The organism is Streptomyces sp. NPDC101178, assembly GCF_044767965.1.
Lineage (GTDB): Bacteria > Actinomycetota > Actinomycetes > Streptomycetales > Streptomycetaceae > Streptomyces.
Genome location: NZ_JBIWOZ010000014.1, coordinates 109,231 through 122,397 on the forward strand (window position 1 = coordinate 109,231; position 13,167 = coordinate 122,397).

At 72.3% G+C, this 13,167-nt stretch carries 15 protein-coding genes; 8 read left to right on the forward strand and 7 right to left on the reverse strand.

From position 1 onward, the window contains the following. Positions 1 to 207: 207 nt before the first annotated feature. Entirely contained in the window at positions 208 to 855 is a 648-nt protein-coding gene (locus ACIRR8_RS30555) for a DUF461 domain-containing protein (protein WP_404070920.1), read from the forward strand. Positions 856 to 988: 133 nt separating this feature from the next. Here the strand turns inward: ACIRR8_RS30555 and ACIRR8_RS30560 are convergent, their stop codons facing one another. Together ACIRR8_RS30560 and ACIRR8_RS30565 are read right to left on the reverse strand one after the other, a co-directional pair. Further along, entirely contained in the window at positions 989 to 1,669 is a 681-nt protein-coding gene (locus ACIRR8_RS30560; protein ID WP_003968183.1) for a response regulator transcription factor, read from the reverse strand. Further along, a complete protein-coding gene (locus ACIRR8_RS30565) occupies positions 1,666 to 2,955 on the reverse strand; it encodes a sensor histidine kinase (RefSeq protein ID WP_404070922.1) in 1,290 nt (429 codons plus the stop codon). Before ACIRR8_RS30565 ends, ACIRR8_RS30560 begins: the two co-directional genes overlap by 4 nt. Positions 2,956 to 3,153: 198 nt before the next feature. Here ACIRR8_RS30565 and phoU point away from each other — a divergent pair, with 198 nt between their 5' ends. Next, positions 3,154 to 3,831: a phosphate signaling complex protein PhoU gene (gene phoU / locus ACIRR8_RS30570; RefSeq protein ID WP_404070924.1), complete on the forward strand. Its 678-nt coding sequence runs from the start codon at positions 3,154 to 3,156 to the stop codon at positions 3,829 to 3,831. A 263-nt stretch (positions 3,832 to 4,094) separates the two neighbouring features. Next, a complete protein-coding gene (locus ACIRR8_RS30575; RefSeq protein ID WP_176727548.1) occupies positions 4,095 to 4,244 on the forward strand; it encodes a hypothetical protein in 150 nt (49 codons plus the stop codon). Positions 4,245 to 4,341: 97 nt separating this feature from the next. Here ACIRR8_RS30575 and ACIRR8_RS30580 read toward each other — a convergent pair whose 3' ends face one another. Next, positions 4,342 to 5,667 carry an MDR family MFS transporter gene (locus ACIRR8_RS30580; RefSeq protein ID WP_404070926.1) on the reverse strand — a complete coding sequence of 442 codons (1,326 nt, stop codon included), beginning with the start codon at positions 5,665 to 5,667 and terminating at the stop codon, positions 4,342 to 4,344. A gap of 206 nt (positions 5,668 to 5,873) precedes the next feature. Between ACIRR8_RS30580 and ACIRR8_RS30585 the strand changes: the two genes are divergently transcribed. Next, positions 5,874 to 6,635 (forward strand): phosphoglyceromutase, encoded by a 762-nt coding sequence (locus tag ACIRR8_RS30585; RefSeq protein ID WP_030566751.1) that lies wholly within the window; start codon positions 5,874 to 5,876, stop codon positions 6,633 to 6,635. 194 nt (positions 6,636 to 6,829) lie between these two features. Here the strand turns inward: ACIRR8_RS30585 and ACIRR8_RS30590 are convergent, their stop codons facing one another. Further along, positions 6,830 to 7,258: a hypothetical protein gene (locus ACIRR8_RS30590; protein ID WP_404070929.1), complete on the reverse strand. Its 429-nt coding sequence runs from the start codon at positions 7,256 to 7,258 to the stop codon at positions 6,830 to 6,832. A 339-nt stretch (positions 7,259 to 7,597) separates the two neighbouring features. Here ACIRR8_RS30590 and ACIRR8_RS30595 point away from each other — a divergent pair, with 339 nt between their 5' ends. After that, positions 7,598 to 7,846 (forward strand): hypothetical protein, encoded by a 249-nt coding sequence (locus tag ACIRR8_RS30595; protein WP_356755694.1) that lies wholly within the window; start codon positions 7,598 to 7,600, stop codon positions 7,844 to 7,846. Further along, positions 7,843 to 8,085, forward strand: a complete 243-nt coding sequence (locus tag ACIRR8_RS30600; RefSeq protein WP_018511077.1) for a hypothetical protein — start codon at positions 7,843 to 7,845, stop codon at positions 8,083 to 8,085. The genes ACIRR8_RS30595 and ACIRR8_RS30600 overlap by 4 nt, the downstream gene beginning before the upstream one ends. Positions 8,086 to 8,123: 38 nt before the next feature. On the opposite strand, the gene ACIRR8_RS30605 is transcribed toward ACIRR8_RS30600, so the two are convergent. Continuing rightward, on the reverse strand, positions 8,124 to 8,945 hold the full coding sequence (locus ACIRR8_RS30605) for a hypothetical protein (protein WP_404070931.1): 822 nt from the start codon (positions 8,943 to 8,945) through the stop codon (positions 8,124 to 8,126). Between the two features lie 241 nt (positions 8,946 to 9,186). On the opposite strand from ACIRR8_RS30605, the gene ACIRR8_RS30610 reads away from it, so the two are divergent. Continuing rightward, complete coding sequence (locus ACIRR8_RS30610; protein WP_404070998.1) at positions 9,187 to 10,203, forward strand: phosphotransferase family protein; 1,017 nt, start codon at positions 9,187 to 9,189, stop codon at positions 10,201 to 10,203. On the opposite strand, the gene ACIRR8_RS30615 is transcribed toward ACIRR8_RS30610, so the two are convergent. After that, positions 10,169 to 10,681 carry a YbjN domain-containing protein gene (locus tag ACIRR8_RS30615; protein WP_404070933.1) on the reverse strand — a complete coding sequence of 171 codons (513 nt, stop codon included), beginning with the start codon at positions 10,679 to 10,681 and terminating at the stop codon, positions 10,169 to 10,171. The genes ACIRR8_RS30610 and ACIRR8_RS30615 overlap by 35 nt on opposite strands. Positions 10,682 to 10,723: 42 nt before the next feature. Beyond that, the gene (gene mshA / locus ACIRR8_RS30620; protein WP_404070935.1) at positions 10,724 to 12,076 is read right to left on the reverse strand and encodes a D-inositol-3-phosphate glycosyltransferase; all 1,353 of its coding nucleotides are present in this window, start codon (positions 12,074 to 12,076) and stop codon (positions 10,724 to 10,726) included. Between the two features lie 291 nt (positions 12,077 to 12,367). On the opposite strand from mshA, the gene ACIRR8_RS30625 reads away from it, so the two are divergent. Beyond that, positions 12,368 to 13,156, forward strand: coding sequence for a class I SAM-dependent methyltransferase (locus ACIRR8_RS30625; protein ID WP_404070937.1), 789 nt, complete (start codon positions 12,368 to 12,370; stop codon positions 13,154 to 13,156). Positions 13,157 to 13,167 lie beyond the last annotated feature (11 nt).

The window sequence follows — 13,167 nt, forward strand, 5'->3', positions numbered from 1 at the left end:
CGGCCGCCGGGAAGCGCTCCCCCGGAAGAGCCACGGTCTCTAGAGGCGGGTCGGGTGCGGGGCGGGAGTGGTGGCTCGGTAGCCTAAGGCCGCTGACACGCCCTTAGGACGGCTTTACGTCACCCCTTCCCGGCCGTCCACGGGGCCTCAGCCCCACGCCCGACGTCCGAAGTCCGCAGTCCGATCGTTCAAGGAGTTGCCGCCGCCGTGAGCCGCAGCCTTCGACACGGCGCCCTCGCCGCCACTGCCATCGCGTTCTCGATCGTCTCCCTGTCCGCGTGCGCGGCGGGCAACAACGCCGAGACGCTCAAGGTCAGGCCGGACAACGCGGCCACCTCCGTGGGCACCATCAAGGTCCAGAACGTGAACGTGATCACGCAGGCCGAGCCGGAGGCCGAGGGCCCCGCCGTGGTCGCCGCGACGCTGTTCAACGACGGCACCGAGGACGAGGTCCTGGAGAGCATCACGCTGCCCGGCACCGACGTCCAGGTGAAGCTCCAGGCCGCGAAGGGCAGCGGACCCGTCGAGATCCCGGCCGGCGGCCGGGTCGTCCTCGGCGGCGAGGGCAACGCCTCCGCCGTGATCGACAAGGGCCGCGAGGCCGCCCAGGACGGCAACGTCCAGCAGATCGTCTTCAAGCTGAGCCGCACCGGCGACGTCGGCCTCGGCGCCGGCGTCGTCCCGGCGACCGGCTACTACGAGGGCTTCGGCCCCAGCGCGCAGCCCGAGGCCCCGGCCGCCACGCCGAGCGCCACCCCGGACGCGGCCGGCTCCGAGACCCCGGAGGCCCCGGCCGGCGAGACCTCGCAGACGCCGGGCACCGGGGAGTCCCCCGCGGCCGGTACGGAGCAGTAGGACACGCCGGAGACCGCGACGGCCGGGACGACCGGCTGACGCCACCCGCCTACGTACGGCTGGTGTACGGAGACACGTGAAGGGGCGCTTCCCGGCCGGGAAGCGCCCCTTCACGTGTCAGTCGCCGCGCGGTCTACGGCTCGAACTTGTACCCCAGGCCGCGCACCGTGACGAGGTAGCGCGGCGCGCCTGGGTCGGGCTCGATCTTGGCGCGCAGGCGCTTGACGTGGACGTCGAGGGTCTTGGTGTCGCCGACGTAGTCCGCGCCCCAGACCCGGTCGATGAGCTGCATCCGGGTCAGCACGCGGCCCGCGTTGCGCAGGAGCATCTCCAGGAGGTCGAACTCCTTGAGCGGGAGGTCGACCTTGCCGCCGGAGACGGTGACCACGTGCCGGTCCACGTCCATCCGGACCGGGCCGGCCTCCAGGGCGGCCGGAGTGACCTCCTCCGGCTCGCCGCGGCGGCGCAGGACGGCGCGGATGCGGGCGACGAGCTCGCGCGAGGAGAACGGCTTGGTGACGTAGTCGTCGGCTCCTATTTCGAGGCCGACGACCTTGTCGATCTCGCTGTCCTTGGCGGTGACCATGATCACCGGAACGTTGGAGCGGCTGCGGAGCTGGCGGCACACCTCGGTGCCGGGCAGGCCGGGCAGCATCAGGTCGAGCAGGACCAGATCGGCGCCGTTGCGCTCGAACTCGTCCAGGCCGTCGGGGCCGGTCGCGGCGATCGCGACCTCGAAACCCTCCTTGCGCAGCATGTAGGACAGGGCGTCGCTGAAGGATTCCTCATCCTCGACGACAAGCACTCGGGTCACGGAAGAGCCTCCGGGGCAGGGAAGGGGTCAAAGGAGTCGGTCTCGAACGGGGGCTTGTCCTTCTCGTCGGCGTCGCCGACGCCGTTGACGTCGTTGACGATAAGGAGTCCGCCGGTGGTGCGCTCCCTCACGGCGCCCGATTCGGGCAGCCGGAGGGTGAAGGTGGAGCCCTGTCCCTCGGAGCTCCAGACGGTGACCTCCCCGCCGTGCGAGGCGGCCACGTGTTTGACGATGGCGAGGCCGAGACCGGTGCCACCGGTGGCCCGTGAGCGGGCGGGGTCGACGCGGTAGAACCGTTCGAAGACCCGTTCGCGGTCCTTCTCGGAGATGCCGATGCCCTGGTCGGTCACGGCGATCTCGATCAGCTCCCCACCCGGTCCGGCGGTGCGGCGGGCCGCGATTCCGACCCGGGTGCGGGCGGGACTGTAGTTGACGGCGTTCTCGACGAGGTTGCCGAGGGCGCCGACGAGCTGGCCCCGGTTGCCCCAGACCGTGAGGCCTTCGGTGCCGCCGGAGGCCATGGTGATCTGCTTGGAGCCGGCCTGCTGGCGGCAGCGGTCGATCGCCTCGGCGACGAGCACCTCCACCTTGACCGGCTCGGCGTCCTCCAGAGGATCGTCGTTCTGCACCCGGGAGAGGTCGATGAGCTCCTGTACGAGGTTGGTGAGCCGGGTCGCCTCGATCTGCATCCGTCCGGCGAACCGCTCGACCGCCTCCGGGTCGTCGGAGGCGTCCATGACCGCCTCGGAGAGCAGCGAGAGCGCTCCCGTGGGGGTCTTGAGCTCATGGCTGACGTTGGCGACGAAGTCGCGCCGGACCGCTTCGATCCGGCGGGCCTCTGTGAGGTCCTCGACCAGCAGCAGCACCAGCCGCGAGCCCAGCGGGGCGACCCGGGCGGAGACCGCGAGGGTGTCCCCGCGGCCGGTGCCGCGCCGGGGCAGGTCCAGCTCGCCCTGCCGTATCTCGCCGTCCCGGCGGGTGTCCCTGGCCATGTTGAGCATCGGCTCGACGGCCAGCCGGCCGCCTCTGACCAGGCCCAGCGCATACGCGGCGGAGCTGGCCTTGACCACGCTGTCGCTCTCGTCGAGCACGACGGCGGAGGAGCTGAGCACGGAGAGGACGGTGTCCACCCCGGGCGGCAGGGCGGCGTTGCCGTCCGGCCGCAGCGACGTACGCGTGGGCCGTTTCAGGTCGCGCTCGCTCCAGCGGAACGCCAGCATGGCGATCACGCCGGTCAACAGCCCGGCGATCGCTGCAGCTGCGGCGACCGCCGCGTTCACGTCCATGCTTCAAGGTTATGCGGGTGCGCCGACACTCTCCCAGCCGTCCGAGTGCCATCTCGAACACTCGTCGCCCAGAGTTCACCGAGGGGTAGGAGCCGGTTCACTTAGGGGGCCGGATCCGGACGCGTTGCGGCCCCACCGTGGCACCGTGGGGGTCGGTCCGAGACCCCGGCCTCAGTTGGAACTGGAGAGGGACTTCCCATGCGCGACGCTTACCACGAGGAACTCGACTCGATCGGAGAAGGCCTGGTCGAGATGGCCCGGCTGGTCGGTTCGGCGATCGGCCGGGCGACCACGTCCATGCTCGACGCCGACCTGAAGCTCGCGGAGAGCGTGATCGCCGGCGACCAGAAGGTCGACGACCTCCAGCACGACCTGGAGGCGCGTGCGATCGCCCTCCTCGCCCGTCAGCAGCCGGTGGCGACCGATCTGCGGATCGTGGTGACCTCGCTGCGGATGAGCGCCGACCTGGAGCGCTCCGGCGACCTCGCCCAGCACGTGGCGAAGCTGGCGCGGCTGCGCTTCCCGCAGTCGGCGGTCCCGCACGACCTGCACGCCACGATCCTGGAGATGGGCCAGCTCGCCCAGCGGCTGATGGCCAAGGCGGCCGAGGTCATCATCACCAAGGACGTCGATCTGGCGCTCCAGCTGGAGCAGGACGACGACGAGATGGACCTGCTGCACCGCACGCTCTTCCAGCACCTGATGGACGACCGCTGGAAGCACGGCATCGAGACGGCCGTCGACGTGACGCTGCTGGGCCGCTACTACGAGCGGTTCGCCGACCACGCGGTGTCGGTGGCCAAGCGCGTCGTCTACCTGGTGACGGGTGAGCACGCGGACGAGATCCAGGCGGCGACGCCGGTGGAGGGCTCGTAACCTCTCCGGACGCCGCGCGCCGGACGCCGCCGCGCCGGACACGGCCTCTCCGGACACGGTCCAGAGGTTCGCGCGCTCCCGGCGCACGCGAGTCGCACATGCGTTCTTGCATGTGTGCGCCGTTGATGCGCCGGGCGGGATGGGCATGCAATGGGGCGGGGACGGCGCCATGGCCGTGCACGGTACGTACGGGCCATGCCGTCTCGTCCCCGGCGGCGGCGCAGCGGCGTCGGCCGCCCAGCCGTACGCCCTGAGGAGGGACCATGGCCGAATCCCCCACGACCGAACCCCAGCTGGAGACCCCGACCGAAGTGGTGCACCTGACCGTGCTCGGCGCCTGCGGCTGCGGCTCGGGCTGCGGGTGCGGCTGCCAGTCCGGTGCTCCGTGCCAGTGCGGCGGCTGCTCGGGCTGACGCGGCGCGCCCGCGCGTCCTCGCGCCCGGCGCCCGCCCGGTGGATCGCGCCGGGCGGGCGCCGGCGCCGCCTCCCGTCTCCCTCTCCGTACGGAGGTCAGCCCGCGCGCTCCACCGCGGCCGCCGGGTCGGGCTCGGCCTGGTCCGGCCGGGCCTGGGCGGGTACGGGGGCGGGCTCGATCTCCGGCTCACCGGCGAGGGGCTCCTCGCGGGGCAGGTTGCGCATCAGCAGCCAGTAGCCGAGGCCGGCGACCGTACCGATCACCGCGCAGGCGCCCCAGAGCCAGGCGGCGCCGTAGTGGTCGATCACGAAGCCGGACATCAGGGGCGCGACGAGGGCCGCCACCGACCAGGACATCGTGTACATGCCCTGGTAGCGGCCCCGGCCCTGCGCCGGCGACAGCTGGACGACGAGGCCCGTCTGGGTGGGCGCGTTGACGATCTCGGCGAGGGTCCAGACGCAGACCGTCAGCGCGTACACGGCGACGGACCCGGCGAAGGCGGTCAGCCCGAAGCCGTACCCGGCGAGCAGCGAGGAGAGGATCAGCAGCCGGCGCGGGTCGCGGTGCTGGATGAAGCGGGTGACGGGGATCTGGAGGGCCACGATCAGCACGCCGTTGACGGCGATCGCGGTGCCGAAGTCGGAGCTGGAGAGCCCGTCGGCCCCCATCGCCACCGGCAGCCCCACGTACCCCTGCTGGAAGATCAGTGACACCAGGAACGACAGCCCCACGGTCCCCATGAAGCGCCCGTCACGCAGGACGGTGATGATCCGCACCTCGTCCTTGGCCCGCTTGCCGCCGGCCGTCTTCACCGGGGCGGCCTGCGCCGGCCGCGACTCCGGCACCTTCAGGAAGACGACGACGGCGCAGGCGAGCATCATCAGGGCTTCGCCGAGGAAGCCGGCGAGATAGCTGTACTCGGCGATGAACCCGGCCCCGGCGGAGGAGATGGCGAACCCGAGGTTGATGGCCCAGTAGTTGAGCGAAAAGGCCCGTACACGGTCCTTCGGCGGCACGATGTCGGCCATCATCGCCTGGACGGCGGGGCGCGAGGCGCTGCTCGCCATGCCGACGAGGAACGCGACGGCGGCGATGGCGACCGGGTGCTCCATGAACCCGAGCAGCGCCACGGACCCGGCCATCGACAGCTGCGCGATCAGCATGGTGGGCCGCCGCCCGAGCCGGTCGGTCATCACGCCGGCGCCGAGCGAGGAGATGACCCCGCCGAGGCCGTGGAGCGCGGCGACGAGACCGGCGTACGAGGCGGAGTAGCCCCGGTCCAGGGTCAGGTACAGGGCCATGAAGGTGGCGACGAAGCCGCCGAGCCGGTTGACGAGCGTGCTGAGCCAGAGCCACCAGAACGCGCGGGGCAGGCCGGAGACGGTCTCGCGGGCGGCTGTTCTGAGACCGGCGACGGACATGCGGTTCCCCCCACGGGACGTACGGAACGGTCGCCTCGGGTAAGGCTCCCGACGGCCATCCGAACGTTACGAACTCCGGCGGCTCACCCGCCACCGGATTGACGCCCGCCGTCAATCGTCAACGGCGCCCGTCACCCGCGCGGGCGGCCTGTCCGCCACGCGGGCGGGCGCGCGGAGGGCGCGCGGGTTCGATTACGCTCGGGCTCATGGCCGACGCACCGTACAAGCTGATCCTCCTCCGCCACGGCGAGAGCGAATGGAACGCGAAGAACCTGTTCACCGGTTGGGTGGACGTCAACCTCACCGAGAAGGGTGAGAAGGAAGCAGTCCGCGGCGGTGAGCTGCTCAAGGACGCCGGTCTGCTCCCCGACGTCCTGCACACCTCCCTCCAGCGCCGCGCGATCCGCACCGCGCAGCTGGCCCTGGAGTCCGCCGACCGCCTCTGGATCCCGGTCCGCCGCTCCTGGCGCCTGAACGAGCGCCACTACGGCGCACTCCAGGGCAAGGACAAGGCCCAGACGCTGGCGGAGTTCGGCGAGGAGCAGTTCATGCTCTGGCGCCGCTCGTACGACACCCCGCCGCCGCCGCTGGCCCGCGACGACGAGTACAGCCAGTTCGACGACGCGCGCTACGCGGACCTCCCGCCGGAGCTGCGCCCGGACACGGAGTGCCTGAAGGACGTCGTGGTCCGGATGCTCCCGTACTGGTTCGACAGCATCGTCCCCGACCTCCTGACCGGCCGCACGGTCCTGGTCGCCGCGCACGGCAACAGCCTCCGCGGTCTGGTGAAGCACCTGGACGGCATCTCGGACGAGGACATCTCGGGCCTCAACATCCCGACGGGCATCCCGCTCTCGTACGAACTGGACGCCGACTTCAAGCCGTTGAAGCCGGGCGGCACGTACCTGGACCCGGACGCGGCGAAGGCGGCCATCGAGGCCGTGAAGAACCAGGGCAAGAAGAAGTAGCCGAAGCGCGTTCCGAGCCCCTGCCCGCCGGTCCACCCGGCGGGCAGGGGCTCTTCGTCGTCCCCGGCCGTTCGCCGTCGGCCGGAGCCGGCCGCGACGTCCTGGCCACCCCGGCGGCCGGCCGGGGCGTCGACGTCCGCCCCTCCGCTCGGGAGGGGGAGCCGGCGACCGGCGCCTCCCGGCCCCTCCCGGTGTCAGAGCGAACGCAGGCTCCAGGGTCCGTCCGAGCGGACCATGACGTGGCCGGGGGCCGACAGGGTGATGCGCCCGCGCAGATCGCCCTCCCGCTCCGCCGCCGCGGGCCTCCCCCGCCGGTCCGTGACATGGATCCAGGACCAGTTCTCGGGCCCGTTCAGGGTGAAGGCGAAAGCGCGGCGCGGTCCCTCCCAGCGCAGGAGCGCGGGCCCCGTGCCCCGGGTCTCCCCGGTGGAGGCGAGGGTGCCGATCCGGTTCTGCGGCAGCGTGTCCAGATACCAGCGGGCCAGGCCCGAGGAGCCTGAGCCGCTCCGCTTCACCAGGACATGGGTGAACTCGGCGGGGACGATGAACGGCAGGCTCTTCGACCCGTGGGTGGAGAGCCCGATCGCGGCGTCCTGGGAGCTGAGTTCGGGGGTGTCGATCACTCCGGTGACGCTGAACCAGCTGAACGGCCCCCCGGCCCTGATCGTGAGGAAGGCCGGTTCCCCGCCCTGTGGCGGGACGGGTACCAGCCGCCCCCGCCAGCCGCGTTCGGATACGACGCTGGCCGGCCCCTTGCGCTCCGGACCCATCTGCCCCCCTCTGCCCGTCGGTGGGCTCACCCTAGTGGGCGGGCCCGCCGCCGGTGGGCGTACCCATCGCGTCGAACCCGGTGCGCGCCGGACAGGACCGGTCGTGCGCCCGGAGGCCGAACTCCCGGCCGCACGCACTACGGTGACTCCAACAGGTAGCGGTCAACGGCAAGGAGATCGGGGAGAGCGATCATGGGCGAGTCTCTGAAGACCTTCGTCGGGGGTACCGAGGTCGAGGTGCCCAACAGCATCCCGGACATCCGGGCGGCCCTGCCCGAGGAGAGACGCGAGGAGTTCGACCTCGCCATCAACGAGGCAGGCGTCCACGAGATCTCGGCCGTCATGCGGCACTGGATGCTGGAGGCCGTTCCCGATCCCGAGGCCGAGAAGATCCTGGACCGGCTGGCGCAGGACGAGGCCGAGAGGCGGAGCGTCGCTTGAGCTTCCGCATCTCCTACGCCCCGCCCGCCGATGACACCCTGGCCAAGATGCGCGACGGGCAGTCCTTCCGGGACGAGATGGCCCGCACCCTGGGCAGGGAGCCGTACGGGCACGCCTCCTCCGCCGTCAAGAGCGAGCGCGACCGGCGCGAGGCGACCGTCTCCGGGGCCATCGTCCTCTACTACGTCTCCCGGTCCGTGCTGACCGTCACCGTCGTACGGCTCGTTCCTCTGCCCTGACACCAGGGCGCCGGGGCAGAGGAGGCGCAGAGGGGGGATCAGCCGAGCTTCTTCGCCTGCGCCGCCACGACCTCCGTCGGCACGGTGAACTTCGCGCCGCCGTCGCTGCCCGCCGCCAGGTTGAAGGAGAGGAGCGTCGCCACGGTGCCCTCCTTGCGGAGCGCCACCAGCTTGAACGGCGCCTTCGCGCCATCGTCGTCCTGGATGAGCGTCCAGGCCGCCGCCTCGTCGCCGCCGGTGACCTTCTCCTCGGTGATCGAGACGATCTTCTGCGGGGCGCCCGCGACCGTCGCGGTGAAGCCGCCCGCGCACTCCGCCGCGGCCTCCTTCAGCGCGGCGAACGTGTCCTGACCCGCCGTACCGTCGTACGCGTTCAACGCGACCAGGGTGGACGTCAGGTCGAAGGCCGCCTTCAGGGCGCCCTCGGCCTCGCCGCCCGTCATGTCCTCCAGCGACTTCTTGGCGCCCGGCTTCGGGTCCGTGATCACCTTGCGCTTGCTGGTGGCCTGCGAACCGGCCTCCGCCGCGCCGTACATGGCGTGGACGACCGGCAGGCAGGCCGCCTTGTCGGCCTTCAGCCGGTCCGCCGGGACCTCGTCGTCCGGGCCCGCCTCGGCGATCCTGTGGCCCTGGACGTCGCCCTGCTTCAGCGACGCGGCCTCCAGCTCGGCGGCGCTGAGCGCCTGGGTCCCGGAGTCCTTCGGGGCCGAGCCGCTCCCGCTCGTGGCGGCGCCCTTGTCGTTCTTCCCGCCGCCCGTGCCGGTGTCGGCGTCGGACGAGTCGCCGCAGGCCGTGGCCAGCAGGGTCAGCGAGACCGCACAGGCGGCGAGGGCGGTACGGCGTACGGCGGTGGCGCGCATGGTTCTTCATCTCCGGGTCGGGGGTCGGGGAGCAACCGCCCTTCGTCCGTACGGCACTTCGACGCCGCCCGGGACGGACCGTCGCGGTGATCCACACTTTACGATCGAACCTGTGAGCGATGATCCGGCCGACGGGCCTCTCCCGTGATCGTGATTCGGCTGTGATCATCCTGTGAACGCACTGTGCGGCACCGCCGCACAACCCACCCGCCGCACCGCAGCCGGAAAGGGCGTCACCCTCATGTCCGACCAGCCGCTCCCCCGCATACTCCGGTCCCTCGGCGTCGGCGACCGCGACCTCGCCTCCGCCACGCCCCTCACCGGCGGCACGTACAACACCGTCACCCGCGTCACGCTCACCGACGGCCGTGACTGGGTGGTGAAGACGCCTCCGCCGCACTCCGGCGGCCTGCGGTACGAGCGGAACCTCCTCGTCAACGAGGCCACCTTCTACACCGCCGCCGCGCAGGCCGGCATCCGCGGCCCCGTGATCCCCCGCGTCGTCCGCAGCGAGCCGGATCCGACGGCTCCGACCGGCGCGTACCTCGTCATGACCGCCTGCCCCGGCCGCCCCTGGCACGAGCTGGACGCGAGCGAGGACGCGGGCGACGAGGCCCGGCTGCGTACCGAACTCGGCTGCCTGGTAGGGCGGTTGCACGCCATCACCGGATCCGGCGGCTTCGGCTATCCCGCCGCGCCGTTCGGGCCGCCCGCCGCCGCCTGGCGTACCGCCTTCACCGCGATGACCGAGGCCGTGCTCGCCGACGCCGTGACGTACCGGGCCCCGCTCCCGTACCCCGTCGACCACATCCGTACGGTGCTGGCGCAGGCCGCCCCGGTCCTGGGCGACGTCACCCGGCCCGCGCTCGTCCACTTCGACCTGTGGCAGGGAAACCTGCTGGTCACCGGGGAGCCGGGGGCGCGGGCGGTCGGCGGGATCATCGACGGGGAGCGGATGTTCTGGGGTGATCCGGTGGCCGACTTCGTCTCGCTCGCGCTCTTCGGAGAGCTGGAGGAGGACCGGGAGTTCCTCGCCGGGTACGCCGAAGGGAGCGGGCTGGCCGTGGAGTTCAGCGATTCCGTGCGGCTTCGGCTTGCCCTGTACCGGAGTTACCTCAACCTCATCATGCTCGTCGAGACCGTGCCGCGAGACGTCGGACCCGAAGCGGCGGAGGAGACAAGGCGGTTGGTGGCGCCGCACCTCGTCGCCGCGCTGGACGCCGTCAGTCGCGCGGCGAACGCTCGATCAGGTGGCTGAACGCGTCGAGGTTGCGCGTCGACTCCCCTCGTGAGACGCGCCATGCGTGCTCCTTGCGGATCGAGCTGGCGAAGCCGAGTTCGAGAAGGGTGTTGAACGAGTCGTCGGCCGCGTCCAGGACCACGCCGAGCAGCCGGTCCAGCTCCTCCGGCGTGACCACGGAGAGCGGCAGCCGGCCGGCCAGGTAGATGTCGCCGAGCGGATCGATCGCGTAACCCACTCCGAAGAGGCGGAGGTTGCGCTCCAGGAGCCAGCGGTGCACTCCGGCCTCGTTCTCGTCCGGGTGGCGGATGACGAAGGCGTTGAGGGAGAGGGAGTGCTTGCCGACGATGAGCGAACAGGTCGTCGAGAGCTTGCGGGTGCCGGGCAGGGTCACCACGTACGTGCCCGGTGAGGGGCTCTCCCAGACCAGCTCGGCGTCGTTCAGCGTCGCCTCGATGACCTGGGCCGCTGCTGTTTCCTCGGGTACGTCAGCCATGCCGCGAGCGTACGTCAGCCCGGGGTGGCGGGCAGGAGCGGCTCAGCCGTGGTGGGTACGCGCCCGGCGGCGGTGGTCGGCCACCGCCGCTGTGTACACGTCGGCCGTGGCCGAGGCCGCCGTGTCCCAGCCGAAGGACTGCGCGTGCGCCGCGGCCGCCGCTCCCATCCGCTCCACGAGATCCGGCGCGTCCGCGAACCGCGTCAGTGCGCGGGCGTACGCCTCCGGGTCGTGGCCCGGTATCAGAAAGCCGCTGACCCCGTCCCGTACCGCCACCGGCAGCCCGCCCACCGCCGCCGCGACCACCGGCGTACCGGCCGCCTGGGCCTCGATGGCGACCAGGCCGAAGGACTCGCTGTACGACGGCATGACCAGCACCGACGCGGCCCGGAACCAGTCCGCGAGACGGTCCTGGCCCACCGGCGGATGGAACCGTACGACATCGGCGATGCCGAGCCGCGCGGCCAGCTTCTGCAGCCCCTCCGGCTTGGCGAGACCGCTGCCGCTCGGCCCGCCGACCACCGGCACCACGATCCGCGAGCGCAGGGACGGGTCCCGGTCCAGCAGCACGGCGACCGCGCGCAGCAGCACGTCCGGGGCCTTCAGCGGCTGGATGCGGCCGGCGAAGAGCGGGATCAGCGCGTCCTGCGGCAGACCGAGCCGGGCCCGGGCGGCGGCGCGTCCGTCGGCCGTGCGGAAGCGGTCCAGGTTGACGCCCGGGTGCACGACGGCGACGGCGGACGGGTCGGCGTCGTAGAAGCGGACCAGGTCGTCGGCCTCCTCGGCGGTGTTGGCGATCAGCCGGTCGGAGGCGTGGACGATCTGGGTCTCGCCGATGACGCGGGCGGCCGGTTCGGGGGTGTCGCCGTGGGCGAGCGCGGCGTTCTTGACCTTGGCCATGGTGTGCATGGCGTGCACGAGCGGGACGCCCCAGCGCTGGGCGGCGAGCCAGCCGACCTGGCCGGAGAGCCAGTAGTGCGAGTGGACCAAGTCGTAGTAGCCGGGGCGCTGGCCGGCCCACGCCTGCATCACGCCGTGCGTGAAGGCGCAGAGCTGGGCGGGCAGGTCCTCCTTGGCGAGCCCCTCGTACGGCCCGGCGTCGACGTGCCGGACCAGGACGCCCGGCGCCAGCTCGACCTCGGGCGGCAGCGAGCCGGTGGTGGCCCGGGTGAAGATCTCGACCTCGATGTCGATCGCGGCCAGGCGCTTGGCCAGCTCGACGATGTACACGTTCATCCCGCCCGCGTCGCCCGTGCCGGGCTGGTGCAGCGGTGAGGTGTGGACGGAGAGCATCGCGATGCGGCGCGGCTTGCGGGAGGAGCCGGGGAAGCTGCCGGGAAACCTGATGCGGGAGCCGGTCCGGGTGGACCCGAGCCGGGAAACGTACTGGCTCACGTCGTCGGTCCTCCTCACTACTCCGGCCCTTCTCAGGGTCTCAGGGCATGCCACGGAGGGGCGCGGGGCCCTCCGAAGGGCGAGAACAGCGGAATGCCGCCTTTCATTTCCCGCTTTGCCAAATCATTACGGAGGCGGGGGCGGGGCTGGGGCTGGGGCTGGGGCGGGCCGCGTCCGCCCCAGCCCCAGGCCGCGTCCGCCCCCGGTCGACACCGGCCGCCTCCGCCGGGTCGGCACCGGCCGCTTCAGCCTGCGGGTACCCGCCGCCACCCCGTCGCATACCCTCGCCGCATGCGCCAGCGCCCCATCGGCACCGCCACCCGCGGGACCACCAACCCGAACCGGCTGCGCCGGATGGACCGTTGGATCGCCGCCGCGCACGGTCCGGCCCTGCGCCGCGCGGAGACCCCGGTGGCCGTCGATCTCGGGTACGGGGCCGCGCCCTGGACCGCCGTCGAGCTGCTGGCCCGGCTGCGTACCGCCGAGCCCCGCACCGCCGTGGCGGGCGTCGAGATCGACCCGGAGCGGGTCGCGGCGGCGAAGCCGTACGAACGGGACGGGCTCACCTTCGTCCACGGCGGCTTCGAGGTCCCGCTGGCGGTGCGGCCCACGCTCATCCGGGCGGCGAACGTGCTGCGCCAGTACGAGGAGGACCAGGTCGCCGAGGTCTGGGCGCGGCTCCGCTCCCGGCTCACACCGGACGGGCTGCTGGTGGAGGGGACCTGCGACGAGATCGGGCGCCGGCACGTGTGGGTGGCGCTGGGACCGGAGGGGCCGCGGACGGTGACCTTCGCGACCCGGCTCGGTTCGCTGGAGCGCCCGTCCGACCTCGCCGAGCGGCTGCCGAAGGCGCTGATCCACCGGAACGTGCCGGGCGAGCCGGTCCACGCGTTCCTGCGCGACTTCGACCGGGCCTGGGCTGCGGCCTCGCCGTACGCGTCGCTCGGCGCCCGGCAGCGCTGGATCGCGGCGGTGCGGGCGCTGTCGGCGGACTGGCCGGTGACGGACGGCGTACGGCGCTGGCGACAGGGCGAGGTGACGGTCGGATGGGACGCGTTGCGGCCCGGGACCGACCACTGAAAGGTCACCCG